The organism is Streptomyces canus, assembly GCF_001514145.1.
In the GTDB taxonomy this organism is placed as follows: domain Bacteria; phylum Actinomycetota; class Actinomycetes; order Streptomycetales; family Streptomycetaceae; genus Streptomyces; species Streptomyces canus.
In genome coordinates, this window is record NZ_KQ948667.1 from 278,019 (window position 1) to 303,243 (window position 25,225).

Annotated in this window: 29 protein-coding genes; 18 read left to right on the plus strand and 11 right to left on the minus strand. The window is 71.1% G+C overall.

Features of this window, described 5'->3' with window-relative positions:
• Positions 1 to 146 precede the first annotated feature (146 nt).
• Positions 147 to 3,434, plus strand: a complete 3,288-nt coding sequence (locus AQJ46_RS33655) for an AfsR/SARP family transcriptional regulator (RefSeq protein ID WP_059209237.1) — start codon at positions 147 to 149, stop codon at positions 3,432 to 3,434.
• On the opposite strand, the gene AQJ46_RS33660 is transcribed toward AQJ46_RS33655, so the two are convergent.
• The 3 genes from AQJ46_RS33660 to AQJ46_RS33670 form a co-directional block, all read right to left on the minus strand.
• Positions 3,435 to 5,120 carry a bifunctional 3'-5' exonuclease/DNA polymerase gene (locus AQJ46_RS33660; protein WP_059209143.1) on the minus strand — a complete coding sequence of 562 codons (1,686 nt, stop codon included), beginning with the start codon at positions 5,118 to 5,120 and terminating at the stop codon, positions 3,435 to 3,437.
• Positions 5,121 to 5,210: 90 nt separating this feature from the next.
• Entirely contained in the window at positions 5,211 to 5,945 is a 735-nt protein-coding gene (locus AQJ46_RS33665) for a Clp protease N-terminal domain-containing protein (RefSeq protein WP_059209144.1), read from the minus strand.
• Between the two features lie 81 nt (positions 5,946 to 6,026).
• On the minus strand, positions 6,027 to 6,656 hold the full coding sequence (locus tag AQJ46_RS33670; protein ID WP_059209145.1) for a LysE family translocator: 630 nt from the start codon (positions 6,654 to 6,656) through the stop codon (positions 6,027 to 6,029).
• Positions 6,657 to 6,722: 66 nt separating this feature from the next.
• Between AQJ46_RS33670 and AQJ46_RS33675 the strand changes: the two genes are divergently transcribed.
• Positions 6,723 to 7,880: a DUF2786 domain-containing protein gene (locus AQJ46_RS33675; RefSeq protein ID WP_059209146.1), complete on the plus strand. Its 1,158-nt coding sequence runs from the start codon at positions 6,723 to 6,725 to the stop codon at positions 7,878 to 7,880.
• On the opposite strand, the gene AQJ46_RS33680 is transcribed toward AQJ46_RS33675, so the two are convergent.
• From AQJ46_RS33680 to rpmB, 4 genes are all read right to left on the minus strand, one after another.
• Positions 7,852 to 8,394: a DUF4232 domain-containing protein gene (locus tag AQJ46_RS33680; protein ID WP_059209147.1), complete on the minus strand. Its 543-nt coding sequence runs from the start codon at positions 8,392 to 8,394 to the stop codon at positions 7,852 to 7,854. The two genes, AQJ46_RS33675 and AQJ46_RS33680, sit on opposite strands and share 29 nt — an antisense overlap.
• Positions 8,395 to 8,482: 88 nt before the next feature.
• On the minus strand, positions 8,483 to 8,998 hold the full coding sequence (locus AQJ46_RS33685; RefSeq protein ID WP_059209148.1) for a hypothetical protein: 516 nt from the start codon (positions 8,996 to 8,998) through the stop codon (positions 8,483 to 8,485).
• A gap of 67 nt (positions 8,999 to 9,065) precedes the next feature.
• Positions 9,066 to 9,371 (minus strand): 30S ribosomal protein S14, encoded by a 306-nt coding sequence (gene rpsN / locus AQJ46_RS33690; protein WP_059209149.1) that lies wholly within the window; start codon positions 9,369 to 9,371, stop codon positions 9,066 to 9,068.
• 13 nt (positions 9,372 to 9,384) lie between these two features.
• The gene (gene rpmB / locus AQJ46_RS33695) at positions 9,385 to 9,621 is read right to left on the minus strand and encodes a 50S ribosomal protein L28 (RefSeq protein ID WP_057612396.1); all 237 of its coding nucleotides are present in this window, start codon (positions 9,619 to 9,621) and stop codon (positions 9,385 to 9,387) included.
• 62 nt (positions 9,622 to 9,683) lie between these two features.
• Between rpmB and rpmG the strand changes: the two genes are divergently transcribed.
• The 8 genes from rpmG to AQJ46_RS33735 all read left to right on the plus strand — a co-directional run bounded on the left by rpmG (position 9,684) and on the right by AQJ46_RS33735 (position 13,178).
• Positions 9,684 to 9,848, plus strand: a complete 165-nt coding sequence (rpmG, locus tag AQJ46_RS33700; protein WP_057612397.1) for a 50S ribosomal protein L33 — start codon at positions 9,684 to 9,686, stop codon at positions 9,846 to 9,848.
• A 5-nt stretch (positions 9,849 to 9,853) separates the two neighbouring features.
• Complete coding sequence (locus tag AQJ46_RS33705) at positions 9,854 to 10,102, plus strand: type B 50S ribosomal protein L31 (RefSeq protein ID WP_059209150.1); 249 nt, start codon at positions 9,854 to 9,856, stop codon at positions 10,100 to 10,102.
• Entirely contained in the window at positions 10,102 to 11,280 is a 1,179-nt protein-coding gene (locus tag AQJ46_RS33710; protein WP_059209151.1) for a CobW family GTP-binding protein, read from the plus strand. The genes AQJ46_RS33705 and AQJ46_RS33710 overlap by 1 nt, the downstream gene beginning before the upstream one ends.
• Positions 11,280 to 11,513 carry a 30S ribosomal protein S18 gene (gene rpsR, locus AQJ46_RS33715; protein WP_059209152.1) on the plus strand — a complete coding sequence of 78 codons (234 nt, stop codon included), beginning with the start codon at positions 11,280 to 11,282 and terminating at the stop codon, positions 11,511 to 11,513. The genes AQJ46_RS33710 and rpsR overlap by 1 nt, the downstream gene beginning before the upstream one ends.
• Before the next feature lie 65 nt (positions 11,514 to 11,578).
• Positions 11,579 to 11,950 carry a VOC family protein gene (locus AQJ46_RS33720; RefSeq protein ID WP_057612401.1) on the plus strand — a complete coding sequence of 124 codons (372 nt, stop codon included), beginning with the start codon at positions 11,579 to 11,581 and terminating at the stop codon, positions 11,948 to 11,950.
• A gap of 10 nt (positions 11,951 to 11,960) precedes the next feature.
• On the plus strand, positions 11,961 to 12,329 hold the full coding sequence (locus AQJ46_RS33725) for an ArsR/SmtB family transcription factor (protein WP_057612402.1): 369 nt from the start codon (positions 11,961 to 11,963) through the stop codon (positions 12,327 to 12,329).
• Positions 12,326 to 12,787 carry an SRPBCC family protein gene (locus tag AQJ46_RS33730; RefSeq protein WP_059209153.1) on the plus strand — a complete coding sequence of 154 codons (462 nt, stop codon included), beginning with the start codon at positions 12,326 to 12,328 and terminating at the stop codon, positions 12,785 to 12,787. The genes AQJ46_RS33725 and AQJ46_RS33730 overlap by 4 nt, the downstream gene beginning before the upstream one ends.
• A gap of 148 nt (positions 12,788 to 12,935) precedes the next feature.
• Positions 12,936 to 13,178: a DUF397 domain-containing protein gene (locus tag AQJ46_RS33735; RefSeq protein ID WP_176742548.1), complete on the plus strand. Its 243-nt coding sequence runs from the start codon at positions 12,936 to 12,938 to the stop codon at positions 13,176 to 13,178.
• A 91-nt stretch (positions 13,179 to 13,269) separates the two neighbouring features.
• Here the strand turns inward: AQJ46_RS33735 and AQJ46_RS33740 are convergent, their stop codons facing one another.
• Positions 13,270 to 13,770 carry an ATP-binding protein gene (locus tag AQJ46_RS33740; RefSeq protein WP_059209154.1) on the minus strand — a complete coding sequence of 167 codons (501 nt, stop codon included), beginning with the start codon at positions 13,768 to 13,770 and terminating at the stop codon, positions 13,270 to 13,272.
• A gap of 365 nt (positions 13,771 to 14,135) precedes the next feature.
• Here AQJ46_RS33740 and AQJ46_RS33745 point away from each other — a divergent pair, with 365 nt between their 5' ends.
• The 6 genes from AQJ46_RS33745 to AQJ46_RS33770 all read left to right on the plus strand — a co-directional run bounded on the left by AQJ46_RS33745 (position 14,136) and on the right by AQJ46_RS33770 (position 19,671).
• Positions 14,136 to 14,960, plus strand: a complete 825-nt coding sequence (locus AQJ46_RS33745) for a helix-turn-helix domain-containing protein (RefSeq protein WP_057612405.1) — start codon at positions 14,136 to 14,138, stop codon at positions 14,958 to 14,960.
• A 141-nt stretch (positions 14,961 to 15,101) separates the two neighbouring features.
• Positions 15,102 to 16,562: an aldehyde dehydrogenase family protein gene (locus AQJ46_RS33750; protein ID WP_059209155.1), complete on the plus strand. Its 1,461-nt coding sequence runs from the start codon at positions 15,102 to 15,104 to the stop codon at positions 16,560 to 16,562.
• Between the two features lie 117 nt (positions 16,563 to 16,679).
• Positions 16,680 to 17,216: a DinB family protein gene (locus AQJ46_RS33755; RefSeq protein ID WP_059209156.1), complete on the plus strand. Its 537-nt coding sequence runs from the start codon at positions 16,680 to 16,682 to the stop codon at positions 17,214 to 17,216.
• A gap of 18 nt (positions 17,217 to 17,234) precedes the next feature.
• The gene (locus AQJ46_RS33760) at positions 17,235 to 17,876 is read left to right on the plus strand and encodes a PadR family transcriptional regulator (protein WP_059209157.1); all 642 of its coding nucleotides are present in this window, start codon (positions 17,235 to 17,237) and stop codon (positions 17,874 to 17,876) included.
• A gap of 83 nt (positions 17,877 to 17,959) precedes the next feature.
• The gene (locus AQJ46_RS33765; protein WP_059209238.1) at positions 17,960 to 18,913 is read left to right on the plus strand and encodes an ATP-binding cassette domain-containing protein; all 954 of its coding nucleotides are present in this window, start codon (positions 17,960 to 17,962) and stop codon (positions 18,911 to 18,913) included.
• Positions 18,910 to 19,671 carry an ABC transporter permease gene (locus AQJ46_RS33770; RefSeq protein WP_059209158.1) on the plus strand — a complete coding sequence of 254 codons (762 nt, stop codon included), beginning with the start codon at positions 18,910 to 18,912 and terminating at the stop codon, positions 19,669 to 19,671. Before AQJ46_RS33765 ends, AQJ46_RS33770 begins: the two co-directional genes overlap by 4 nt.
• 227 nt (positions 19,672 to 19,898) lie before the next feature.
• On the opposite strand, the gene AQJ46_RS33775 is transcribed toward AQJ46_RS33770, so the two are convergent.
• Positions 19,899 to 21,182, minus strand: coding sequence for an ion channel protein (locus AQJ46_RS33775; protein WP_059209159.1), 1,284 nt, complete (start codon positions 21,180 to 21,182; stop codon positions 19,899 to 19,901).
• Between the two features lie 117 nt (positions 21,183 to 21,299).
• Between AQJ46_RS33775 and AQJ46_RS33780 the strand changes: the two genes are divergently transcribed.
• Positions 21,300 to 22,061: a MerR family transcriptional regulator gene (locus AQJ46_RS33780; protein ID WP_059209160.1), complete on the plus strand. Its 762-nt coding sequence runs from the start codon at positions 21,300 to 21,302 to the stop codon at positions 22,059 to 22,061.
• 16 nt (positions 22,062 to 22,077) lie between these two features.
• Here AQJ46_RS33780 and AQJ46_RS33785 read toward each other — a convergent pair whose 3' ends face one another.
• A complete protein-coding gene (locus tag AQJ46_RS33785; RefSeq protein ID WP_059209161.1) occupies positions 22,078 to 22,443 on the minus strand; it encodes a YbjQ family protein in 366 nt (121 codons plus the stop codon).
• Positions 22,444 to 22,575: 132 nt separating this feature from the next.
• Between AQJ46_RS33785 and AQJ46_RS33790 the strand changes: the two genes are divergently transcribed.
• Positions 22,576 to 23,448 (plus strand): DedA family protein, encoded by an 873-nt coding sequence (locus AQJ46_RS33790; protein WP_059209162.1) that lies wholly within the window; start codon positions 22,576 to 22,578, stop codon positions 23,446 to 23,448.
• Between the two features lie 19 nt (positions 23,449 to 23,467).
• Here the strand turns inward: AQJ46_RS33790 and AQJ46_RS33795 are convergent, their stop codons facing one another.
• Positions 23,468 to 25,132, minus strand: coding sequence for a threonine/serine exporter family protein (locus tag AQJ46_RS33795; RefSeq protein ID WP_059209163.1), 1,665 nt, complete (start codon positions 25,130 to 25,132; stop codon positions 23,468 to 23,470).
• Positions 25,133 to 25,225: the final 93 nt, after the last annotated feature.

Genomic DNA, 25,225 nt, shown 5'->3' on the forward strand with positions numbered 1-25,225 from the left:
GATTGGCGTGAAGTCGACGGCAGCGATGGGGAACTGACTGTGTGCAGGGCCGGGAACGGTAGCGGATTCCAGCAGCGGCCCGGGTCGGACGGCTGGCGGGAAACCGCCCTGGAGAGGGCGGAAATCCGCCAGAAGTGGGCGGCGTGATGGGGCGCGGATCGCAGTCGGGGCTGCGGTTCGGACTGCTCGGGCCGCCGATTCTGTACGACGGCCATGGCGGGGCCGGGGTGCGTGTCGTCGGCAGCCGCAAGCAGCGGATCCTGCTGGCCTCGCTGCTCCTCGAAGCCGGCCGGGTCGTCTCCGCCGAGGCCCTCAAGGACGCCTTGTGGGGCAGCACCCCGCCGGCCTCCGCGAAGGCCTCCCTGCACAACCACGTCTCCCGGCTGCGGCGGCTGCTCGACGACCCCGAGCGGCTGCAGGCGATGGCCCCCGGTTATCTGCTGCGCGTCGCGCCGGGCGAACTCGACGTCCAGGTCTTCGAGAGTCACGCCGCCCGGGCCCGCGGCGCGCACGCCGACGGGAACTGGACCGAGACCGTCCAGGCGTGCGCGGCGGCGCTCGCGCTGTGGCGGGGCGCTCCACTCAGCGGGGTCCCGTCCGAACTCGCCGGATACGCCCTGGTCCAGCGCCTGGAGGAGGCCCGACTGCTCCTCCTGGAGTGGCACTACGACGCCGAGCTCGCCCTCGCCGACACCCGGCCGGGCGCCCTCGTCCCCGAACTCTCCGCGCTCGCCGCCGAACACCCCCTGCGCGAGTCCTACCACCGCCAGCTGATGCTCGCCCTCCACCGCACCGGCCGCCAGGCCGAGGCCCTCGCCGTCCACCGCGATCTGCGCACCCGCCTGGTCGAGGAACTCGGCGTGGAGCCGGGCCCGGCGGTCCGCGAGGCACATGTGGAGGTGCTGCGCGGGGGAGACGGCGGAGACCAGACTGGAGGGGAGGGCACAACGGGCCGTTCAGGAAGGGCCGTTGACTTCGGCGAGCCACGGAAGGAGAGCCGGTCGACCCCTCCGGGTGCGCTTTCCCCAGGCGCTACGCGCGAAGACGCCCCGCCCGGCCCCCATCCGTCGCACCCCGGCCCTCATCCGTCGTCGCACTCCGCCGCCGATCCTCCGTCCCCCGCCCCCGCCTCCGCCCCCGAGGACGAGACCCCCCTCCCCCTGCCCCGCCCCGCTCAACTCCCCCCACCTCCCGGCCACTTCACCGGCCGCACCACCGTCCGCGACGACCTCCGCGCTGCCCTCACCTTCGGCGGCGGCCCGGCAGTCGGTGTCATCAGCGGCATGGCAGGCGTCGGCAAGAGCGCGCTGGCGCTGCACGTCGCCCATGGGCTGCGGGAACGTTTCCCTGACGGCCAGCTCTACGTCAATCTCCAGGGCGCCACGCCGGGAATGACCCCCCTCACCCCGGCCCAGGCCCTCACCGCCCTGCTCCGCGACCTCGGCGCCGACCCGCGCAGCATTCCCGAACACCCGGACGCGGCCGCCGCGTTGCTGCGCTCGCTGCTCGCCCCCACCCGCACGCTCATGGTGCTGGACGACGCCGCGAGCGCCGCACAGGTACGGCCGCTGCTGCCGGCCGGCGCCGGCTGCGGGGTGATCGTCACCAGCCGTTCCCCTCTGACCGCCCTCGACGACGCCCACCGTTTCCCGCTCACCCCGCTCTCGGCCGAGGAGAGCGCGGAGTTGCTGCGCGCGGTGTCGGGCCGGGACGGCCGGGACGGCTCGGGCGCCGACGGCGGCCTCGCTGACCGCATCACCCCCGCCACCTCCGTCACCCCCGTCACTCCCCTCACCCCCGATGCCGATGGCGTCACCCCCGCCACCCCCATAGACGCCACCCACCCCCTCATAGAACTCACCGGCCGCCTCCCCCTGGCCCTCCGCGTCGTAGCCGCGCGCCTGGCCGCCCGTCAGGCCCTCACCCCCGACGTCCTCGCCGACCAACTGGCCGCCACCGAGGACCGGTTGCGGCACCTGGAGTACGACGACCTCTCCGTCCGCCGCTCCCTGGCCGTCGCCCACGACGCCCTCGCCGCCTCCGGTCGCCGATCCGACCGCGACGCCGCCCTCGCCCTGTGCCGCATCGGCGCCGTCGACCTGCCCACCTACGGCGTCCCCCTCGTCGCCCGCCTCCTCGGCACCGACGGCGCCGACGAGACCCGTGCCGAGGACGCGCTCGACCGCCTCGTCGACGTGGCCCTCCTGGAGGAGACGGCGTACGGCCGCTACGCCCCGCACGGCCTGGTCCGCGACTTCGCGCGGGAACTCGCGGGCACCGGGCACGCTCCCGACATCGCCCGCACCGCCCTGCGCTGGTACGCGGCCGTCGCCGAACGCGCCCTCACCGCGATCGTCGAACCCGGCCTCGACCTGGAGGACCGCCGCCGCCCGACCGCCGCGCAGCCGCCGGAGCACGCGGCCCATGTGCTGGCCATCCGGCCGTTCCCGTCCTCGGAGAAGGCCTTCGCCTGGGGCGAGTCGGAGCTGGAGAACATCGTCGTCCTGGCCGAACGGCACATGGGCACCCCCGACGAGCGCACCGCCGCCCATGTGTCCACCCTGCTGCGCCTGCTCTCGCCCTTCCTCCAGCGCAGCGGCCGGGTGGCCGAGACGGAGATCCTCGGCCGGGCCGCGCTCACGCTGGCGCGTCGGCTCGGTGACGAGGCGGCCGAGGCGTGCGCTCTGGGCGATCTCGCCGGGCTGCACTTCCTGACCGGACGGCACAGCGAGGCCCTGGCCCTCAACGACCACGCCCTCGCGATCTGGCGGCGGCTCGGCGCGGACTCCTGGACCCGCCGCTGCCTCAACAACCGTGGTCTCCTGCTCGAAGGCCTGGGCCGGTACGCCGAGTCGGGCGAGGCACTGCGGCAGAGCCTCGCCTACTCACGGCAGTTGAACGACCCGTTCGGCGAAGCAGTGGCCCACAGCAACCTGGGCAACCTGTACGAGCACACCGACCCGCGCGCCGCCATCGAGCAGCACCGGCGTTCGCTCGCCATCGGTGAGGAGACCGGCAGCGTGGTCGTCCGGCACTCGGCACACTGCAACATCGGCTACGCGCACCTCACCCTCGGCGAACCGGCCGCCGCGATGGTGCACTTCGAGGAGAGCCTGCGCATCCTCGGCAGCCCCGGCGACTGGCACGGCGAGTCGCAGAGCCGCCTCGGACTGGTCCGCGCCCTGCGCCTGATCGGCCACGGCGAACGCGCCGCCGCCGAGTGCGCGGAACTGCTGCGCCGCGCGGACGCCCGCGCCGACCGCTACACCGGCGCCCTCGCCCGCCACCAGCACGGACTCCTGCTGCGTGAACGGGGCAGAGCGGAGGAGGCCCACCAGCAGTGGCGGGCCGCTCTCGACGCACTGGACGGGACGGACGAGAAGACGGTGCTCCAGGAACTCATCGCGCTGCTCGACGACTCCGGCCTACGGTGATCACTTCGCGTCCGCGTAGCACTCCACCACCGCCGTCGTGAACGGAAACCGCACCGGTGTCTCGCCGAACGTCAGCCGCCCGGCCAGCTCCGACGCCTCCCCGATCGCCGCCACGACCGCCTCGGTCTCCTCCTCGGGACAGTGCACGATCACCTCGTCGTGCTGGAAGAAGACCAGCTCGGCCGACATTCGAGCACAGGCCTGCCGCAGCGCCGCGAGCAGCAGCAGGGTCCAGTCGGCGGCGCTGCCCTGCACCACGAAGTTGCGGGCGAACCGGCCGCGGGCGCGGGTGTTGGTGGAGGCGTACCCGGGCCCCCAGCCGTCTTCCACAGGCCGCTCGACCGGGTCGTCCTGCGGGATGCCCGCCTCCTCCGCGTCGCCCGCACCGGCCGCCGGCGGGCACGTCCGCCCCAGCCAGGTCCGCACCAGCCGGCCCTCCTCGCCCGCGCGGGCCGCGTCGTCGACGTACGCCACCGCCTTCGGGAAGCGGCGTCTGAGCGCGGCGAGGTTCTTGAGGCCGTCGCCGGAGGTCTGGCCGTAGACCGCGCCGAGTACGGCGAGCTTGGCCTGGCCGCGGTCGCCGGAGAAGGCCCGGTCGGAGACGGCCTGGTAGAGGTCGGTCTCGCGTCCCGCCACCTCCATGAGCCCGGGGTCGCGGGAGATGGCCGCCAGCACCCGCGGCTCCATCTGGTCGGCGTCGGCGACGACGAGCCGCCAGCCGGGGTCGGCGACCACCGCACGCCGGATGACCTTGGGGATCTGAAGGGCACCGCCGCCATTGGTGACCCATCTGCCCGTGACGGTCCCGCCCGCCAGGAACTCGGGCCGGAACCGCCCGTCGCGTACCCAGTCCTGGAGCCAGGACCAGCCGTGGGCGACCCAGATGCGGTACAGCTTCTTGTACTCGACCAGCGGCTTCACGGCCGGATGGTCGACGGACTCGATCTCCCACCGCCGGGTCGACTTCACCTTGATGCCGGCCTGCGCGAACGCCTTGATGACGTCAGCGGGCAGATCGGGCCGCACCCGGCGCCCGAAGGCCTCGGACACCTGGTCGGCCAGCTCGGCGAGACGCCGGGGCTCGCCGCCGCCGGCATACCGCTCACCGAGCAGTTCGTGCAGCACCCGGCGGTGGGTCTCGGCGCTCCACGGCAGCCCGGCGCGGTTCATCTCGGCGGCCACCAGCATCCCCGCCGACTCGGCGGCGGTCAGCAGGCGCATCCGGTCGGGGTGCGCGGTGGTGTCGTGGCGCCGCTGCTGGTCGGCGTAGACCTCGACGAGGTCGGTCAGCGGCAGATGGACGCTCTGCGGCTCGAACAGGGGCGACTGCGAGCCCGGTTCGGCCGCGCGCTGGGGCGGGTCGGGCGGTACGGGGCCGCCGCGCAGCCGGGCAAGGGCGGCGGCGGCCGAGCGGGGCTCGCCGTATCGCCCCGCGTGGCCGAGCAGGAGGGTCTCGGCGTCCTCGATGTCGTAGCACCGCTCCACCCGCACCCCCGCGGCGAGCAGACGCGGGTAGACCTCGGCGGTGGACCGCCACACCCACCGCGCCACCTCCGGCCGCCCCCGCACGGCCGCAGCCAGATCCGCCTCCCACCGCACCGGCCCGGCAGGCAGCCCGTCGGGACCGAGGGCGGCGACCTCCACACCACCGTCCTCGGCCGGAGCGAGAGCCCAGCGGTCGGTCATGGTTGCGAGTGTGACACCAGGGTCTGACAACAGACCTTCCGGACATCAGGGCGGCGCCTCGCCGCCCCGGGCTCACCGAACCTGGTCCCCTCAGCCCTGCTCTCCCTGCAGCTTCAGGTACCCCTCCAGCTCCTTGGCGATGGCAGCCTCCACCGGCCCCTTCTCGATGCCGAGGCCGGACAGGACGCCCGTGCCGTGTTCGAACTCCAGCAGGGCCAGCAGGATGTGCTCGGTGCCGATGTAGTTGTGGCCCAGCCGGAGGGCCTCGCGGAAGGTGAGTTCCAGGACCTTCTTGGCGTCGGAGCCGTAGGGGACGAGCTCGGGGACCTCGTCGGCGGCCGGCGGGAGCGCCTCGGTCGCGGCCCGGCGGACGGCGTCGAGGGTGCCCCCCTGCGCGACGAGTGCCTTGGCGGCGAGGCCCTCCGGTTCGGCCAGCAGTCCGAGGACGAGGTGCTCGGGACGGCCCTCGGGGTTGCGGGCGGTGATGGCCGCGTTGTGGGCCGACATCACCACGTTGCGGGCCCGCAGGGTGTACCGGCTGAAGCCCTGGTCGGCCGCCAGGTCCGTGGACTCCTTCGGCACGAACCGCTTCTGCGCCGCCTGCCGGGTGACTCCCATGCTCCGTCCGATGTCCGTCCAGGAGGCACCCGAACGCCGGGCCTGGTCCACGAAGTGGCCGATCAGATGGTCGGCCACCTCCCCGAGGTGATCGGCGGCGATCACCGCGTCCTGGAGCTGGTCGAGGGGCTCGACATGGACCTTCTTGATGGCCGTGATGAGGTCGTCGAGCCGTACGGATGACGTGATGTTGGGGTTGGTCGTCATGTGTCAACCGTAGGTTGACAGGCGTGGGGCGTCAACCCTTGGTTGACATCGAGGGGCATCCACGCGCGCGTGCCGTCGCCGCTACTTCGGTGAGGACACCACCAACCGCACCGCCAGCCCCGTGAACACCGACCCGCTGAAGATGTTGAGCCCGCGCGCCACCCGCCGACTGCGCCGCAGCAGCGCCGAGAGCTTCCCGGAGAGCAGCCCCGTCAGGCCGTCCACCACGACGCCCATGACGGTGATCGTGAGCCCGAGCACCAGGAACTGCCCCCACACATGGCCCATCTCCGGGGCCACGAACTGGGGCAGGAACGCCACGTTGAACAGGATCACCTTGGGGTTGAGCAGATTGGTGACGGCCCCCTGCCAGAAGGCCCGCCGCATCCCGGGACCGGCCGGCGCCCCGTCCTCACCCGGCACCGAACGGTCCCGGAACGCCTTCACCGCGAGGTACAGCAGATAGGCCGCGCCCGCCCAGCGCAGCACGTGGTACAGCGTCGGCAGGGCCTGGAACAGTGCCGAGAGGCCGAGCGCCGCCGCGACCGTGTGCACGAACATCGCCGAGGCCACCCCGAGCGCCGCCATCACCCCCGCTGCGGGCCCGCCCCGGCCGCCCATCGCCACGATGAACATCATGTCGGGACCGGGAGTGACACAGAGCGCGAAGGCGGCGACGAGAAAGGCCGCGTAGAGAGACATGTCCACCATGCCGCCATGCTCGAAGCGGCACGCGCGCGTGGGCGACCGATTTTCGGGGAGTGAGACGATCGCCCCGTGAGCAGCAGTAAGAGCAACAGTGCGAGCGACGGCCCGAGCGGCACCGTCGACCGCGCCTTCCGGGCCGCCCTCTACGCCGACGACGACACCGCTCTGGACACCGGCGCCTCCGTCCTCGCCGCCGACCCCGGGGCGGACGCCGAACTGGCCCGGCGCGGCACCGAGTTCATGGCGCAGGCCTGGCGGCGCGGCTGGCAGCCCGCCGATGTCGTACGGATCGTGCGACGCGAACTGGACGACCCGCACGTACGCCTCGCCACGGCCCTGATCAGGGCGCAGGCCCCGGACGACCGCCCGCGCGGCCACCGCTGGGCCGCTCAGCTGGCCCAGCTGGAGGAGCCCGACGAGAACACCCCCCGCCCCGACCGGTTCACGCACGCCACCGCCGTACTCGAGCTGTACCGCCTGCTATTGCGCCTGCCCGCGCTGGAACCGCTGGAGGAGCCCCGGCGGGAGCACCAGGGCGACGCCCGCATGCTCGGCCGTATCCGGGCCCTGCTCGCCAAGGCGGAGGCGACCGGTTTCCCCGAGGAGGCGGAGGCCCTCACCGCCAAGGCGCAGGAGCTGATGGCCCGGCACAGCGTCGATGAGGCGCTGCTCGACGCCCAGGCGCCCGCGAAGGACGCCCCCGGCGCCTGGCGGATCGGGGTCGAGCCGCCGTACGAGCAGGCGAAGGCGGCGCTGCTCGACGCGGTCGCCACCGCCAACCACTGCCGGGCCGTGTGGAACGAACCGTTCGCCTTCTCCACGGTCGTCGGCTTCGAGGGCGACCTGGCGGCGGTCGAACTCCTGTACACCTCGCTGCTCGTGCAGGCGCAGTCCGCGATGGCGAAGGCCGAGGCGGCCCAGCGGGCGGGCGGCCGGGGACGCACCAAGACCTTCCGGCAGTCCTTCCTCGCGGCCTACGCCCACCGCGTCGGCGACCGCCTGCGCACCGCCGCCGAGGCCCCGGTGACCGACGACCTGCTGCCGGTCCTCGCCTCCCGCGAGGTCGCCGTCACCGACCGCATGGACCGGATGTTCCCGCAGACCACCACGACCCGCCTGCGCGGTGTCAGCGACGAGGCGGGCTGGACCGAGGGCGCCCGGGCGGCCGACCGGGCGCAGGTCGGAAACCGGCCCCGGCTCAGTCCCCGACCGGGGAGAAGGCGCTGACCGAGGCGTTCGGGTCACCGGCGTTGTCGCTCCGGCCCTGGACCGGGCCGTACGACCACTTGTAGTTCTTCGAGGTCCCGGCCCCCGGCAGGGCGATGTTCAGCGTCTTCACGTCGAGGCTCGCCTTGGCGCCGGCCTCGCCGCGCGTGTACGTGAGGGTGAAGGTGGCGGCCGTGCCCTTGGCCAGGGTGAGCTTCGTGGACTTCGTGCCTTCCGCGGGCGAGACGCTCGCCGACGAGTCCGTGGCGTTCAAGTCGATGCCGGGGAAGCCGTCCAGTGTGCACTCGGCGCTCTGGTTGGTGAGCGTGACGGGGATGTTGCCGGTGTCCCCGGCGGTGGGGGCCACGTTGGCGGGTCCGACCTCCACGTCCATGGCGCCGATCCGGCACGTGGTGTCGTTGCCCGGGCTCGCGGCGGCGCTGTCGTCACCACCGGAGCCGGAGCTTTCACTGGAGCAGCCGGTCAGGAGCAGGGCCGCGGCGAGGGCGGTGACGGCGAGGGGGGCGGCGCGCATGTGAAGTCCTCTGATGTGAGCGATCCGGTGCATGGATCATCACGCATGACGGGACGCCACGGTTGCCCGCCCCCACCGACGCCTTCCGCTACGACCCCGAGCCCACCGACGGGAACCCGCTCGGCAGCGTGCCGCCCGTGGCCCGGGTGTAGGTCTCTGCGCCGATGCCGCCCTCCCAGTTCACCTTGAGGGTGTCCTTGCCGACCGACTCGACCGTCCCGTCCGCCCGGTCCTTGCTGCCGTCCGTGCACTTCAGGCGGATCGCGTCGGCACTCGCGGAGCCGCTGCACACCGTGCCGCCGGTGACGAAGAGCCCGGCCCGGTCGCCGTTGACCAGCAGCGCCACGGCCTTGCCGCCCGTGGTCGCCAGCCAGCTGCCCGCCACCTCGCCGGACGCGGACGAGGAGGACGTACCGCCGGTCCCCCCGGAAGCGGAGGCCGAGGCGGACGCCGACGGTGAGCCGGCCGTACTGGAGCTCGGCGACGGCTCGCCGTCCGAGCCACCGCCGCTGCACGCGGTCAGGACGAGCGCGCCCACCAGTCCCGCGGCCGCGAGCCCGGCCCGCCGACGCGGCACAGTGCGCGAGAGGATCGCCGTAGTCACTGGAGACTCCAAGCTGTAGCGGTCTGCCGGACGGATCGCAGCAAGCTACCAGCACCACCCGTGAGCGCTACCAGGACGACTTGCGGACACCTGGCAGATGTCCCGCGTGTGCCTGCTCCCGCAGCCCCACCCGGGACAGCCCGAAGGCCCGGAAGTAGCCGCGCGGCCGCCCGTCCACCTGGTCGCGGTTGCGCACGCGCGTGGCGCTCGCGTCCCGCGGCTGACGTCGCAACTCCTCCTGTGCGGCCAGCCGTTCGGCGTCCGTGGAGGACGGCCGGCGGATGATCTCCTTCAGCTCGGCCCGCCGCCCGGCGTACCGCGCGACGATCTCCTGGCGCTTCTCGCTCTTCGCGATCTTGCTCTTCTTCGCCATACCGGTTCTCCCCTCAGATCCGCACACCGCGCGCGCGGATCCGCGCCACGGCCGCCTCGACGCCGATCGAGTCGACGGTCCTGATGCCCTTCGTGCTCAGCCGCAGCCGCACCTGCCGCCCCTCGCTGGGCAGCCAGTAGCGCTTGGACTGGATGTTGGGGTCGAAGCGGCGCGAAGTGCGCCGGTGGGAGTGGGAGATGCGGTTGCCGAAGCCCGGCTGGGCCCCGGTCAGCATGCAGTGGGCGGACAAGGGTGATGCACCTCTCTCGGAGCAGTTGTGTAAATGGAATTCATTTTCAGTAAGATACCAGCATGGCACGCAACGAACTCCGCCCGGTCATCAAGCTCCGGTCCACCGCCGGGACCGGCTTCACCTATGTGACCCGCAAGAACCGCCGCAGCGACCCGGACCGTATGACCCTGCGGAAGTACGACCCGGTCGCCGGCCGTCACGTCGATTTCCGAGAGGAGCGCTGATCCTCGTGCGCCAGGGCATCCACCCCGCCTACGGCCCCGTCGTCTTCCGCGACCGGGCCGCCGACTACGCCTTTCTGACCCGCTCGACGATGACGAGCGAGAAGACGGTCGAGTGGGAGGACGGCAACACCTACCCGGTCGTCGACGTCGAGATCTCGAACGTCAGCCACCCCTTCTACACCGGCACGGCCCGCGTCCTGGACACCGCCGGCCGCGTGGAGCGCTTCGAGCGCCGGTACGGAAAGAAGGGCTGATGCTCTCCGTCGTGATCGTCGGCGGGCTTCACGCCGACGCCCGCAAGGCGGCCGTCGGGGAGCTGCTCGCCGACGTGCCGGGCAGTGCCGTCCTCCACCACGACCTGGCGACGGCCGCGGCCGGCACCGTCGTACGGACGATCCGCGACGCCACCGGCATCCTGTCCGCCGGCGAGACGCCCCTGGTCAACGACTGCGCGTGCTGCGCGCTCCGGGAGGACCTGGTCCCGGAGCTGCGCCGCCTGGACGCGGCCGGGACGCTCCGCCTCGCGGTCGTCGAGCTGTGGGACTCCGTCGAGCCCAAGGCGATGGCCGAGGTGGTCGCGGCCGGCGGTCTCATGGTCACCGGCGTGATCACCGCGGTCGACCCGGCACTCGTCCTGCCCTGCCTCGGCAACGGCGACGACCTCGCCGAGCGCGGCCTCGCCGCCGCGGCCACCGACCGGCGCACGGTCGCCGACACCTTCGCCCGCCAGCTCGAGTACGCCCCCGTCCTCGCCGTCCTCGACTCCCCGGAGGCCGACGAGGAGGACCGCGAGCTGCTCGCGCAGCTCCATCCGACGGCCCGCCAGGTCCCGATCGGGAGTACCCGCCGGACCGACCCGGCGGGTACTCCCCGTCCCGTACGGCACTCCGCGCACTCTCCGCTGGTCCGGGCCGCCCTCGCCGGATTCGACGTGGAGTCCGCCGCGGCGGCCCAGCACCCCGCCTGCGCCCTGCTGCCCGCCGAGGCCGACGCGCACGGTGTGTCCACGCTCGTCTGGCACCGCCGTCGGCCCTTCCACCCGGAGCGGCTGTACGAGGCCCTGGAGGACATCACCTGCGCGGCGGCCCGCAGCCGGGGCCGGTTCTGGCTCGCCGACAAGCCGGACGTGCTGCTGCACTGGGACGCGGCCGGCGGTGCCCTGTGCGTGGAGAGCGCCGGTCCGTGGCTGGCCTCGCTCCCGGACGCGGCGTGGGACATGGTCCCGCCGGTGCGCCGGGCGGCCGCCGCGATGGACTGGCACCCCGAGCACGGCGACTGCTGCCAGCACCTCGTCTTCACCTCGCCCGGCCTCGACCGCGACGGACTCCAACGGCTCCTGGAGTCCTGCCTGCTGACCGACGCCGAGTACTCCGCAGGCCGCGACGCCTGGAAACGACTCCCGCCCGCCTTCGATGCCTTCCTGGAGGCCTGATGCCTCGCAAGCCCGACCGCAAGCCCGCCAAGGACCGGCCCAACCCGCTGGACGCGGCCAAGGTCACCTACATCGACTACAAGGACACCGACCTGCTGCGGAAGTTCATCTCCGACCGGGGCAAGATCCGCAGCCGCCGCGTCACCCGCGTGTCGGCCCAGCAGCAGCGATTGCTGGCCCGTGCGATCAAGAACGCCCGGGAGATGGCACTGCTTCCCTACTCCAGCAGGTGAGGCCCTATAGGTAGGACTTTCCCTACGGTTGACCCGTAGGGAAAGTCCTACCTATTCTGTTCTGCATGACCATCACCCACGCCTCCTTCGTCACCCTCCCCGTCTCCGACCAGGACCGCGCCCTGCGCTTCTACACCGACGTCCTCGGTCTGACCGTCACCGCCGACCGGGACCTGCCCCAGGGGCGCTGGCTCCAGGTCGCCCCCGAGGGCGCGCAGACCGTCTTCACGCTCTCCGGCCCGGGCATGGGCGGCTTCGAGCCCGGCTCGGCCCGGGGGATCATGTTGGTCACGACCGACGTCGACGCGGACTGTGCGCGGCTCACGGAGGCCGGGACCCCCGTACAGGGACCCGACGAGCTCCCGTGGGGCCGCATGGCCTCCTTCACGGACCCCGACGGCAATGGTCTGATGCTGCTGACGGAGGCACACCAGTAGGAAGGCCGGCATGACCGCATCCGGGGCCGTCGAGGCCGGGACCACCGAGGCCGACGCGGACCGCGTCTTCGCCGCGCTCGCGAGCGCCGTGCGCCGCGAGGTGCTGCGGCTGCTGCGCGACGGGGGGCCGCAGCCGGTCCAGGCCCTGGCCGACCACTTCGACATGCGGCGCCCGAGCCTGTCCGAGCATCTGAGGGTGCTGCGCGAGGCCGGCCTCGTCTCCGAGCAGCGCTCCGGCCGGCAGCGCATCTACCGGCTGGAGGCGGCCCCGCTCGCCGAGGTGCAGGACTGGCTCCATCCGTACGAGCGGTTCTGGCGCGGCCGGCTGAAGGACCTGGGCGCGCTGCTGGACCGTATGCCCGACGATGACGTGACATGAGCAACGCACCCGACGAGGACCTCACGGTCATCCGCGTCGACCAGTTCTTCCCGCACCCGCCCGCCAAGGTCTGGCGCGCCCTCACCGAGCCCGAACTGCTCGCGCAGTGGCAGATGCAGGGGGCGGAGGCGTTCCGGCTCGAGGTCGGACACCGGTACACCCTGACCTCCGTCCCGCGGCCCAACTCGAACTTCTCCGGCACCGTCGACGTGGAGGTTCTCGCGTTCGAGCCGCAGCGGATGCTGAGCCTCCGGTGGACCGACGCCGATCCGGCCAACTCCGCGGACTGGACCGTCACATGGAAGGTGGAACAGGAAGGGCGCGGTACGCGTCTCTTTCTAGTGCACGAGGGTTTCGATCCCGACGACCCCGCTCAGCTGATGGCCCGGACGATCATGGACGGGGGCTGGCGGACGCATGTGATGCGGGCTCTGGGGCACACGATGGAACGTATCTAGTGCCCCACACGTCACATCTGTAACCACAGGAACACCCCTCGTGCACGTGCATCTGCTCATGCATCTGCACGTGAACAGAGCTATGATCCGGACCAGTTGACCGCTGCATCACTGGCCACAAGGCCACCGCACCACCGGGGAGCGACCTGTGGACCTCGACGTGTACAACGGCATGACGGCCACGGCTCTGCGGGGGGTGGCCTGGCAGAAGAGCCGGCACAGCAACTCGCAGGGTTCCTGCGTGGAGTTCGCGCGCCTGCCCGACGGGGGAGTTGCGGTGCGCAACTCCCGCTTCCCGGACGGCCCCGCGCTCGTCTACACGCGCGCGGAGATCGAGGCGATGCTCCTCGGTATCAAGGACGGCGAGTTCGACCACCTGATAGCAGGCTGATCCCCGGTCACCTGTGGGTGACCGGGGGTAAGTGCGACATTGCCCCGCGTAACGCGCGTAGAACTGCGGCCCGGTAAAGCGCCGCGATGTATCACTCGGTGGAAACCGCGGCCGGACCGGCCTGCGGCTGGAGCCGGAACAGCGCCCAGACCAGCTTGCCGCCCAGCGTCCCGGCCATCGGATGCCAGCCCCAGCTGTCGCTGAAGGAGTCGACGAGGAACAGACCGCGCCCGGACTCCGCCGAGAAATCGTCGGAATCACGCGCGATGGGACTGTCCTGGCTGGGGTCGCGCACCGCGCACACCAGTCGCTCGGTCCACCGCATCAAGTGCAGCCGTACGGGCGGATTCTGCTCCCCGGTGTGCCCGCCGGTCACCGGCACCGCGTGCCGCAGCGCGTTGGTGACCAGCTCGGAGACCACGAGACAGATGTCGTCGAAGTGGTCGCCCAGCTCCCACTGGTCGAGCGTTCTGCGGGTGAACCTCCGTGCGTCGCCCACCGCTTCGTAGCGGGCGGGCAGCGAACAAGAAGCGGCGTCGGACACGGCCGCGGGATCCAGCGGCGGAAGGCCCTGCCGTAACGGCTCGAGCATGGTCGATCCATTCATCCCCATGCGAGGCACTCCCGGGAACTCGCGGTCGTTGCGATGCAGCGGTTGCGCGGGACCATGGTTTCGGATGAGCGGTGCAGATGCAAGGTGCAGATGCACGTGCAGCTGACCGAATTGGACCCACCCGTACCGCTTCTTGGCCATTTTTTCCGCCATCTTCTCCACTACTTCTTTCCTCTTCCTCCTCTCTACGCCTCTCGGCCCTGTGCAGAATCTTTGGCTTCTTTCCATATCTGTAATCGGACGAGTACTGCTCGGAGTGTTTTAGTGGCAGACTTCGGCCCCTGAAGACGTTGGGGAGGCTGGCGAACGTGAGCGCGGGAGAGCCCGGATCGGTGGTGCGGCGGATGCTGCTCGGCTCGCAACTCAGGCGACTGCGGGAAGCGCGGGGCATCACGCGCGAGGCGGCGGGCTACTCGATCCGCGCGTCCGAGTCGAAGATCAGCCGGATGGAGTTGGGCCGGGTGAGCTTCAAGACACGTGACGTGGAGGACCTGCTGACGCTCTACGGCATCACGGACGAGCAGGAGCGGAACTCACTCCTGTCCCTCGCCCGCGAGGCCAACGTCGCGGGCTGGTGGCACAGTTACTCCGACGTCCTGCCGAGCTGGTTCCCCACTTATGTGGGTCTGGAGGGCGCCGCCTCCCTCATCCGCGCCTATGAAGTCCAGTTCATCCACGGCCTGTTGCAGACCGAGGCGTATGCACGTGCAGTGGTCCGGCGCGGTATGAAGGGTGCGAGCGAGGCGGACGTCGAGAAACGCGTCGCGCTGCGCCTGGAGCGGCAGAAGTACCTCGCCGATGACAGCGGTCCCGAGTTCCATGTGGTGCTCGACGAGGCGTCCCTGCGCCGGCCGTACGGCGACCGCGAGGTGATGCGCGGACAGCTCCAGCACCTCATCGAGATCTCCGAACGCCCCAACATACGGCTGCAGGTCATGCCGTTCGGCTTCGGCGGCCACTCCGGCGAGAGCGGCGCCTTCACGATCCTCAGCTTCACGGAGTCCGACCTGACGGACGTCGTCTACCTGGAGCAGCTCACCAGCGCGCTCTACCTGGACAAGCGCGAGGACGTCGGGCAGTACGAGAAGGCGCTGAAGGAACTCCAGCAGGACAGCCCGGGCCCGGACGAGAGCCGGGATCTGCTGCGCGGTCTCCTCCAACTCTCCTGAACACGCAGGATCTCCGCGAACACCCCTAGGGTTCTCCCCAGAAGATTGCTCAGCGTGCCCAACTGGCGTGCCGCGCAAGTACGATGACGTGTGATCAGACCGTGACGTTGATCGTGTGTCTGCTAGTGATTTGGGGATCACATGTCGTCGTACTTCACCGAGCTGGCCCAGCAGTACATCGACGGTGAGTGGCGCCCGGGTACGGGTTCCTGGGACATCATCGACTTCAACCCGTACGACGACGAGAAGCTGGCGTCGATCACGATAGCCACGGTCGACGAGGTCGACGAGGCGTACCAGGCCGCCGCCCGCGCGCAGAAGAAGTGGGCCGAGACCAACCCCTACGCCCGCCGTGCCGTGTTCGAGAAGGCGCTCCGGCTGATCGAGGAGCGCGAGGGGGAGATCGCCGAGGCGATCATCGCGGAACTCGGCGGCACCCGGCTGAAGGCCGGCTTCGAACTCCACCTCGCCAAGGAGTTCCTGCGCGAGGCGATCCACCTCTCACTGCGCCCCGAGGGCCGGATCATCCCCTCGCCGGTGGACGGCAAGGAGAACCGGGTCTACCGCGTGCCGGTCGGCGTCGTGGGCGTGATCAGCCCCTTCAACTTCCCCTTCCTGCTGTCGATCAAGTCGGTCGCCCCCGCGCTCGCACTCGGCAACGCCGTCGTCCTCAAGCCGCACCAGAACACGCCGATCGTCGGCGGCTCCCTGGTCGCGAAGATATTCGAGGACGCCGGGCTGCCCGCCGGTCTGCTCAACGTCGTCATCACCGACATCGCCGAGATCGGCGACGCCTTCCTCGAGCACCCGATCCCGAAGGTCATCTCCTTCACCGGCTCCGACAAGGTCGGCCGCCACGTGGCCACCGTCTGCGCCTCGCACTTCAAGCGCTCGGTCCTCGAACTGGGCGGCAACAGCGCCCTGGTGGTCCTCGACGACGCCGACCTCGACTACGCGGTCGACGCCGCCGTCTTCAGCCGCTACGTCCACCAGGGCCAGGTCTGCATGGCCGCCAACCGTGTCCTGGTGGACCGGTCGGTCGCCGAGGAGTTCACCGAGAAGTTCGTCGCCAAGGTGCGGACGCTGAAGGCCGGCGACCCGCGCGACCCCGAGACGGTCATCGGCCCTGTCATCAACTCCTCGCAGGCGGACGCCATTTCGAGTGCCGTCGAGCAGGCGCTCGCCGAGGGCGCGACGGCCCTGGTGCACGGCACCAGGACGGACAACCTGGTCGAGCCCTCCGTCCTGACGGACCTGCCCGCCAACTCGCCCCTCCTCCAGCAGGAGCTCTTCGGCCCGGTCGCCCTCCTCGTCACCTTCGACGGCGAGGAGGAGGCCGTCCGTCTGGTCAACGACACCCCGTACGGCCTCAGCGGCGCCGTCCACACCGCGAACATCGAGCGTGGTGTCGGCTTCGCCAAGCGGATCGACACCGGCATGTTCCACGTCAACGACGGCACCGTCCACGACGAGCCGATCGTCCCCTTCGGCGGCGAGAAGCACTCCGGCATCGGCCGCCTGAACGGCGACACCATGCTGGACTCCTTCACCACCACCAAGTGGATCTCGGTCCAGCACGGCCGCAGCGGCTTCCCCTTCTGATTTCGCGCATACGACCGCTGCCGCGCGGGCCCTTCAGGACCGAAACTGTCCTCAAGGGCCCGTAGCTTCGTGGGTGTCGGGGGGAAGGCCCCTCGAGCCCGACGAAAGGCGGCGGTCATGGTCACTCACGTTCCCGCGGAGGAGTACGGCGACGAGCGCGGAGCCCTCCTCTCCTTCCTGGAGGAGCAGCGCGGCGGGATCCGGCGCACGGTGCTCGGGCTGACGCACGAGCAGGCCGTGAGCCGGCCGAGCGTGAGCGAGCTCTCCCTGGCCGGGCTGGTCAAGCATGTCGCCGAGACCGAGCAGGGCTGGATCGCCCGGGCCAAGGGCGAGGAGCCGGCCGTGCAGCGGGACCCGTCGAACTGGCACGAGTGTTTCGCCCTGGTCGACGACGAGACCGTCGAGTCGCAGCTGGCGTACTGGGAGAAGGTGGCCGCCGAGACGGAGGCGTTCGCCCGCTCGGCGCCGAGCCTCGACGACACCTTCCCGCTCCCGGACCAGCCCTGGTTCCCGCCGGAGGGCCGGGCCTCCGTGCGCTGGGTGCTCCTGCACCTGATCCGGGAGACGGCCCGCCATGCCGGGCACGCCGACATCATCCGCGAGTCCCTCGACGGGAAGACGGCGTTCGAGCTGGTTGCGCTCGCCGGAAAGTGACGTCCTAACCTGGACCGCATGTCAGCGATCCGTCTTCTCGTGCTCGGCGCGGTGCGCCAGCACGGGCGGGCCCACGGCTACCAGGTGCGCAACGACCTGGAGTACTGGGGCGCGCACGAGTGGTCCAATGCCAAGCCCGGCTCGATCTACCACGCCCTGAAGCAGATGGCGAAGCAAGGGCTGCTGATCGAGCACGAGACGGCGCCGTCCACCGCGGGCGGCCCGCCGCGCACGGAGTACGAGATCACCGAGGCCGGCACCGAGGAGTGCTTCCGGCTGGTGCGCGAGGCGTTGACCTCGTACGACCAGAAGATGGACGTCAAGTCGGCGGCGATCGGCTTCATCGTCGAACTGCCGCGCGCCGAGGCGGTGGCGCTGCTGAAGGAGCGGATCCGCGGGATCGAGGCGTGGCGTTCCTCCGTCACCGAGCACTACGTGCCCGAGGACGGTCCGGAACAACTCGGCCACATCGGCGAGATCATGAACCTCTGGATCCACACGGCCGACGCCGAGGCCGAATGGACCCAGGGGCTCATCGGCCGCATCGAGGGCGGGGCATACACCTTCGGGGGAGAGGGAGAGCCGTTCGTCGGCGTTCTCGCCGAGGGCGCGGAAAACCCGTACGCCACGGGGGAGCGGCACCCCGGGGACGCTCGCTAATCAAGTTTGACGAATGTGCGCCGCGGCGTTACTTTGAGAGGGTAGTCAAGTTTGACTACATGCCGATCTTGGAGGGTGCCTCGATGACCGACGTGATCGTCGCGGAAGGCCTGCGGAAGCGGTACGGCGACAAGGCCGCCCTGGACGGGCTCGACCTGAGGGTCGCGCGCGGCAGCGTCCACGGCGTGCTCGGCCCCAACGGCGCGGGAAAGACCACCCTGGTCCGCGTCCTGTCCACCCTGCTGCGCCCGGACGAGGGCCGCGCCGAGGTGGCGGGCCACGACGCGGAGCACGAGGCCTATGACGTACGGCTGCGTATCGGTCTGCTCGGCCAGCACGCGGCCCTCGACGAGGAGCTCGGCGGCCGCCAGAACCTGGAGATGTTCGGCCGCCTGTACCACCTGGGCGCCCGCCACGCGCGCGTGCGTGCCGACGAACTCCTGGAGCGCTTCGGCCTGGCCGACACCGGACGCAAGCCGGTCCGCGCCTACAGCGGAGGCATGCGGCGCCGCCTGGACCTCGCGGCCTCCCTGATCCGCGACCCGGAGGTGCTGTTCCTGGACGAACCCACGACCGGCCTCGACCCGCGCGGCCGCGCCGAAGTCTGGGCCGCGGTCCGCTCCCTGGTCGGCGGCGGTACGACGGTCCTGCTGACCACGCAGTACCTGGAGGAGGCCGACCAGCTCGCCGACCGCATCTCCCTCGTCGACCGGGGCCGGGTCGTCGCCGACGGCACGGCGGACGAGCTGAAGGCGCGAACCGGCGGCGACCGGATCGACGTGGTCCTGCGGGACGGCGGCCAACTGGGCGCGGCCGTCGCCCTGTTGCCTCTCGACGCGGCCGGGGTGTCGGTCGACGCCGACCGCCGGCTGCTCAGCGCTCCGGTCACCGACCGGATGGCGGCGCTCTCCGGTGTCGTACGGGCCCTGGAGTCGGCCGGCATCGAGGCGGAGGACGTGGTCCTGCGCCGGCCCACGCTGGACGAGGTGTTCCTGCACCTCACCGGTGACGACCACCGAGTGAAGGAGGCCGTGTGACCACCTACGCGCTGACCGATTCCTGGACCATGACCCGGCGCGAACTCGCCCACTGGGCACGGCAGCCGGTGCGGGTCCTCGTCGGGCTGGTCTTCCCCGTGATGCTGCTGCTGATGTTCGGCTATCTCGTCGGCGGCGGCCGGGGCGTCGAGGGGGAGTACGTCGACTACCTGGTCCCCGGGATGCTCGCGCTGACCATGGCGTTCGGGCTGGAGGCGACCATGATCGCCGTCACCCAGGACCTCAACAAGGGCGTGATCGACCGGTTCCGGTCCATGCCGATGGCCAACGGGGCCGTTCTGGTGGGCCGTTCGGCCGCCGACATGCTCCAGTCCGTGCTGAGCCTGGCCGCGATGATCGGCGTCGGGTACGCGATCGGCTGGCGGGTCCACGGAGGCGTCGGCGGGCTCCTGGCCGCGGTGGGCCTGTTGCTGCTCTTCCGGTTCGCGATGCTCTGGATCGGCATCCATCTGGCGATGGTCGCCGGGAAGCCGGAGATGGTGCAGGCCGTGCAGATCCTGGTCTGGCCGGTCGGCTTCCTGTCCAACGCCTTCGCGACCCCGGACTCCATGCCCGGCTGGCTGGGCACGGTCGTCGACTGGAACCCGATGTCCCAGACGGCCACGGCCGTCCGGGACCAGCTGGGCGGCCCCGGCGGCGAACCCGGTCACGTAGGGGCCGCCGTTGTCTGGCCGCTGGCCCTTCTGGCGGTGTTCTTCCCGCTGGCCCTACGGCGGTTCGCGCGCCTGAGCCGCTAGATGTATTGACCCGCAGGGTTGTTCACACGGCTGATCGGTGGCCGGCCTCCGGCTCCGCTCGCTCGGGGCCGCGGGTCGACCAGGTTCAGCGGCCACGACTTCGGCACCGCGTCCGTGGCCCGGCAGCGGGCGGACACCCTGCGCCCCCCGAGCGGCGGACGCTCGGCGGGCCTCTCGGGCACCTTGTGCAGCGACGTCGGCATGCCACCTCACGCGATCAACGTCGGTCAGCGGACCGGGGTTCCGTCCTCGTGCACCTGCATCTGCGGACGACCGGTCACCAGCAGCCAGGCCGGCAGGGAGGCGATGCACAGCAGCGCGAGGATCGCGGGCGAGGACACCAGCACGGCGGCGACGAACAGACTCACCCAGGCCTGCCGGGTGACGGCGAGCAGTATGCCCAGCACCCCGGCCCCCACCCCGAGGGCCGGGTGCACGGCGTCCACGAGCGCGTGGGCGCACAGCCCGAAGGCGACGCCGACGAACACGGCCGGGAAGATCCGCCCGCCCCGGAAGCCGCAGGAGCCCGCGACCAGCAGCGCGGCCAGCTTCACCACGGTCATGGTGGCGTACTCGCCGGCCGACCAGCCCGCCGGATCGGCCGCCAGTTCCCCGATCTCGTCGAGCCCCTTGAAGAGCGTCAGACGGCCGCCGACGGCCGCGAGCAGCCCCAGGACGAGCCCGCCGACCGGAAGCGCCACCATCGGGTGCCGCAGCCGCGTGAACACGCCGTGGACGTACGGGAAGGCCAGCACGGCCACCATGCCGAGCAGCGCGGCGGCCGACGCGATCACCAGCACCGACAGCAGATCGCCCCAGTCGGGCTGCCCGAACGCGGGCAGCCCGAGGTCGAAGGTCGGATGGGCCACCAGGGTGGTCGTCAGCGCGGCAGCCGCGGCCGCCGCCAGCGGCCCGAAGACGCTGTCCCACAGCGCGCCCTTGAGCTGCCTCCCGGCCAGCGCCTCGGAGATCACCAGCGCCGCCGCCACCGGCGTTCCGAACAGCGCGCCGATCGTCGCCGCTTCCGCCAGCACCGGCCACAGCCCGCGCGGCAGTCGCGGGGCCAGTCGGCGCCCCAGCCAGAAGGCGAGGCCCACGTTCACCGCGATGATCGGGTTCTCGGGGCCCAGGCTCGGCCCGCCCGCGAGCATCAGTGCCGTCGCGAGGAGCAGCCCCGGCAGCACGGCGGGCGGCAGCACGGGAGCGTCCAGACCGGTGGTGGCCGGATCGGGACCGGCGTGCCCGGGCACCTTCCACACCACCAGGCCCACGGCCACCCCGGTCGCGGTGAGCACGACCAGCATCCACAGCACGGAGTACCGGCCCACTCCCAGCGCGTCCGGCAGGTTCCCCCACAGCACGTGCTGGAGTTCCTCGGCCGCCGCGCTCACCCCGAGGAGCAGCAGGCTCGCGCCCACCCCGACGACGAAGGCAGGGAGGATCAGCGGCAGCAGTGCGCGGGCCGGGGTCGCCGGGGCTGCGGATGCCTGCTGCGCGGTGTCCTGGACCACGGGCTCACGATAAGCAGACAAAACGGTCGGGACATCCGGAGATGTCCGTGCCGGGCTTGCACCTCACGCGGCGTGAGGAGCCACCGTGGAGCGCGTACCGAGAAGGGAGCGGACGAAGTGAGCTACTCCGTGGGACAGGTCGCGGGCTTCGCCGGCGTCACGGTGCGCACGCTGCACCACTACGACGACATCGGCCTGCTCGTGCCCAGCGAACGCAGCCGCGCGGGCCACCGGCGCTACAGCGACGCCGACCTCGACCGGCTGCAGCAGATCCTGTTCTACCGCGAGCTCGGCTTCCCGCTCGACGAGGTCGCCGCCCTGCTCGACGACCCGGCCGCGGACCCGCGCGCGCATCTGCGCCGCCAGCACGAGCTGCTGACCGCCCGGATCGAGAAGCTGCAGAAGATGGCGGCGGCCGTGGAGCAGGCCATGGAGGCACGCACGATGGGGATCAATCTCACGCCGGAGGAGAAGTTCGAGGTGTTCGGTGACAAGGACCCCGAGCAGTACGCGCAGGAGGCGGAAGAGCGCTGGGGCGGCACGGAGGCGTACGCCGAGTCGCAGCGCCGCGCGGCCCGCTACACCAAGGACGACTGGAAACGCATGCAGGCCGAGGTCGCCGACTGGGGCGAGCGCTACGACGCCCTGATGGCCGCCGGTGACGCACCGACCTCCCCGGCGGCCATGGACATGGCCGAGGAACACCGGCGGCACATCTGCGGCTGGTTCTACGACTGCCCGTACGAGATGCACCAGGGCCTGGCCGAGATGTACGTGGCGGACGAGCGCTTCAAGGCGTTCTACGACTCCATGCGCCCCGGTCTCGCCGAGCACCTCAGGGACGCGATCAGGGCCAACGCCGCACGGCACGCCTCCTAGCCACCTGACCCGGGGTCTACTCCCGGGTCAGGACCACCGCCGTGCCGTAGGCGCACACCTCAGTGCCGACGTCCGCCGCCTCCGTCACGTCGAAGCGGAACATCAGCACGGCATTTGCTCCACGCGTGCGTGCCTGCTCGACGAGCCGCTCCATGGCCTGGTTGCGGGTCTGCACGAGCGTCTTCGTGAGCCCCTTGAGCTCACCGCCGACCATCGACTTCAGCCCGGCACCGATCTGGCTGCCGAGGTGCCGGGAGCGCACGGTCAACCCGAAGACCTCGCCCAGCACCTCCTGGACCCGGTGGCCGGGTACGTCGTTCGTCGTCACCACGAGCACGTCTGGCTGGGGCCCCTGGCCGCCGCCGTATTCGTCAATACCCATGGCTCACAGCTTTGTCCCAGAGCGAGCACAGTGCATCCTGGGGAGCCGCATGGAACCTGGGCCGGCACGGCTGCGTTGATACTTTTGGGCAGCCAGTCCCAGCCCGCACCCACACGCAGGAGCCACAATCCCGTGACCACGCTCGCGCTCGGCCCCGAGTGGCTCAGCCCCGACTATCTGATCGAGACCTTCAGCCTGCCAGGCATCCTGCTGATCGTCTTCGCCGAGTCGGGCCTCTTCGCGTTCCTGCCGGGTGACTCCCTGCTGTTCACGGCGGGCCTGTTCGTGGCCGAGGGGAACTTCATCAGCCAGCCCCTGTGGCTGGTCTGCACCCTCATCGTGCTGGCCGCCGTCCTCGGCGACCAGGTCGGCTACATGATCGGCAAGTTCTTCGGGCCGAGGCTCTTCAGCCGCCCCAACTCCAAGCTCTTCAAGCAGGAGAACCTGGAGAAGGCCCACGAGTTCATGGAGAAGTTCGGCCCCAAGGCCATCGTCCTGGCCCGCTTCGTCCCGATCGTGCGCACCTTCGCCCCCATCGTGGCCGGCGCCGGCCGGATGAAGTACCGCACCTTCCTGACGTACAACGTGATCGGCGGCGTGGCCTGGGGCACGGGTGTCACCCTCGCCGGCTACTGGCTCGGCCAGATCGACGCCATCAAGAAGAACGTCGAGGCGATCCTCGTCCTGATCGTCCTGGTCTCGGTGGTCCCGATCATCATCGAGTACCTCCGGGAGCGCGGAAAGAAGAAGCGGGCGGCGGCCCAGGCCCCGACCCAGCAGCCGTACCAGCCGATGGACGACGCGACGACCCAGCTCCGCCGCATCCCGTCGGACGACCAGCAGCAGCCCCCGCAGCAACAGAACGGCTATGACCAGTACTACGGCCAGCAGCCGCAGCAACAGCAGCCGTACGCCCAGCAGTACCCGCAGCACTACGGCAACCAGCAGCAGTACGGCCAGAACCAGCAGAACCAGCAGAATCCCTACAACAACCAGGGGTACTGAGAGCTGCCGGGGGCGCGGGTCAGAACCCCCGCGTCCTCTTGGCGGCCCGTCGCTTCCCCGCGGAACCGACCCTCAGGAACAACCGGGAGATCTCGGATCCCAGGTTGACCCCGATGGCGATGGCCATGGCGAGCGCCGCCGCCTTCGACAGGGACACCAGCCCTTCGTCGACCTCGTTCCCGGCGATCGACAACAACCCGAAGTACGTGGCGGAACCCGGCAGCAGGGGTCCGATCGCCGCGGTGGTGTACGGCAGCGCGGACGCGAACCGGTACCGGGACAGCAACTGCCCGAACAGACCGACGAGCCCCGCCGCGACGGCCGTGGAGGCGACCGGGGAGAACCCGCCGGTTTGCATCGCGCCGTAGACACACCAGGCCACGCCGCCGTTCAAGGTGACGGCCAGCACAGTGGATCGTTCCTGCTGCAGCAGCACGGCGAACGTCAGTGACAGCAGCATCGACGCCGTGATCTGCCACAGCGGCCGCGAAGCCGTCGACAATGCCTCGTCGGGGTTGAGATGTGCTCCCAGCTGCACACCGACGTAGAGCATCACCAGCACGCCGACCACGATGCCCACGAAGAAGTACATGACCTCCAGCAGCCGGGCCGACGCGGTGATGTAGAAGCCGGTCAGCCCGTCCTGGACGCCCGCCACCAGCGCCCGCCCGGGCAGCAACGCGAACAGCCCACCGGTGATGACCGCGGACGCCTTCACGTCCACGTGGGCCAGCGTCAGCGCGATCCCGATCGCGGCGGGCGGCATCGCGGCGACCGTGAACTGGTAGAACTCCGGCAGCCCCCGCCCCGCGCACAGCCACGCCAGCCGGTCGCCGAGCATCGCGCCCAGCATGGCCGCGACGAACACGAGCAGGTCACCGCCGACCAGTACGGAGGCCGCGCCCGCGAGCAGCCCGCTCGCCGAGGTGAGCACCCAGGTCGGATAGGGGTGCCGGTTGCGGCGGATCTCCGCGAGCCGCCGGTAGGCCTCCTCCAGGGAGATGGCCGTCTCCGGGTCGCTGAGGTCGTCCACGAGCTGGAACACGGCCGCGAGGCGCGTGTAGTCGGTGCCGCGCCGCCGTACGGTCCGGGAGGCCGTCACAGGGTCGTCCACGAGTGACGGCTGGTACGTGATCGACAGCAGCGTGAAGGTGACGTTCGGCTCGCAGCGGTCCAGGCCGTAGGACCGGCAGACGGCGAACATCGCCGCCTCCACGTCCTCCGCGCCCTCACCGCCCGCGAGCAGCAGCTCGCCGATACGCAGGGTCAGGTCGAGCACGCGCGGGACGGCCGGACCGGCGTCGTCCTCGGACTTGTGCACCGGCTCCAGTGCGGGCCGCTCGGCCACCGGCATCCGCAGCATCGTGCGCATCCGGTCCTGCCAGGGCACGTCCTTGGTGAGGCTGACCACCGGTATGCCGGTCGGCGGGGTGAACGCGGGCGGCGCGTCCTTCGCGCTGTAGGTGCGGGGCGCGGTGAACGCCGACCCCTCGGGCTCCGCGGCCGTCGGCTGCGGGACGTCCAGCCCCTTCGGGAGCGCGAACTCGGACGTGGTCTCCGGCTCGCCGCCGACGGTTCTGGGCATGGCGAGCCCGTCGGGGACGGCGAACTCGGACGTGATCTCGGAGTCGTAGAAACTCCTGGCCTCGTCCGACTGCGGCTTGCGGTGCTCCGCCTCCGTCACTCCGTAACGCTCCCTGAACGACACATTCCGTAGGCCTCAGTATGCGCGGGCATGCTGACGGGCCGCACGCGTGCGCGTGCGGCCCGTCAGCAG

What these genes read in the sequence shown, in the direction of transcription:
- AQJ46_RS33655 (WP_059209237.1), top strand. Translation starts at nt 147, where the DNA reads ATGGGGCGCGGATCGCAGTCGGGGCTGCGGTTCGGACTGCTCGGGCCG.
- AQJ46_RS33660 (WP_059209143.1), bottom strand. Translation starts at nt 5,120, where the DNA reads ATGACCGACCGCTGGGCTCTCGCTCCGGCCGAGGACGGTGGTGTGGAG.
- AQJ46_RS33665 (WP_059209144.1), bottom strand. Translation starts at nt 5,945, where the DNA reads ATGACGACCAACCCCAACATCACGTCATCCGTACGGCTCGACGACCTC.
- AQJ46_RS33670 (WP_059209145.1), bottom strand. Translation starts at nt 6,656, where the DNA reads ATGGTGGACATGTCTCTCTACGCGGCCTTTCTCGTCGCCGCCTTCGCG.
- AQJ46_RS33680 (WP_059209147.1), bottom strand. Translation starts at nt 8,394, where the DNA reads ATGCGCGCCGCCCCCCTCGCCGTCACCGCCCTCGCCGCGGCCCTGCTC.
- rpsN (WP_059209149.1), bottom strand. Translation starts at nt 9,371, where the DNA reads ATGGCGAAGAAGAGCAAGATCGCGAAGAGCGAGAAGCGCCAGGAGATC.
- rpmG (WP_057612397.1), top strand. Translation starts at nt 9,684, where the DNA reads ATGGCACGCAACGAACTCCGCCCGGTCATCAAGCTCCGGTCCACCGCC.
- AQJ46_RS33710 (WP_059209151.1), top strand. Translation starts at nt 10,102, where the DNA reads ATGCTCTCCGTCGTGATCGTCGGCGGGCTTCACGCCGACGCCCGCAAG.
- rpsR (WP_059209152.1), top strand. Translation starts at nt 11,280, where the DNA reads ATGCCTCGCAAGCCCGACCGCAAGCCCGCCAAGGACCGGCCCAACCCG.
- AQJ46_RS33720 (WP_057612401.1), top strand. Translation starts at nt 11,579, where the DNA reads ATGACCATCACCCACGCCTCCTTCGTCACCCTCCCCGTCTCCGACCAG.
- AQJ46_RS33725 (WP_057612402.1), top strand. Translation starts at nt 11,961, where the DNA reads ATGACCGCATCCGGGGCCGTCGAGGCCGGGACCACCGAGGCCGACGCG.
- AQJ46_RS33730 (WP_059209153.1), top strand. Translation starts at nt 12,326, where the DNA reads ATGAGCAACGCACCCGACGAGGACCTCACGGTCATCCGCGTCGACCAG.
- AQJ46_RS33740 (WP_059209154.1), bottom strand. Translation starts at nt 13,770, where the DNA reads ATGCTCGAGCCGTTACGGCAGGGCCTTCCGCCGCTGGATCCCGCGGCC.
- AQJ46_RS33745 (WP_057612405.1), top strand. Translation starts at nt 14,136, where the DNA reads ATGCTGCTCGGCTCGCAACTCAGGCGACTGCGGGAAGCGCGGGGCATC.
- AQJ46_RS33750 (WP_059209155.1), top strand. Translation starts at nt 15,102, where the DNA reads ATGTCGTCGTACTTCACCGAGCTGGCCCAGCAGTACATCGACGGTGAG.
- AQJ46_RS33755 (WP_059209156.1), top strand. Translation starts at nt 16,680, where the DNA reads ATGGTCACTCACGTTCCCGCGGAGGAGTACGGCGACGAGCGCGGAGCC.
- AQJ46_RS33760 (WP_059209157.1), top strand. Translation starts at nt 17,235, where the DNA reads ATGTCAGCGATCCGTCTTCTCGTGCTCGGCGCGGTGCGCCAGCACGGG.
- AQJ46_RS33765 (WP_059209238.1), top strand. Translation starts at nt 17,960, where the DNA reads ATGACCGACGTGATCGTCGCGGAAGGCCTGCGGAAGCGGTACGGCGAC.
- AQJ46_RS33785 (WP_059209161.1), bottom strand. Translation starts at nt 22,443, where the DNA reads ATGGGTATTGACGAATACGGCGGCGGCCAGGGGCCCCAGCCAGACGTG.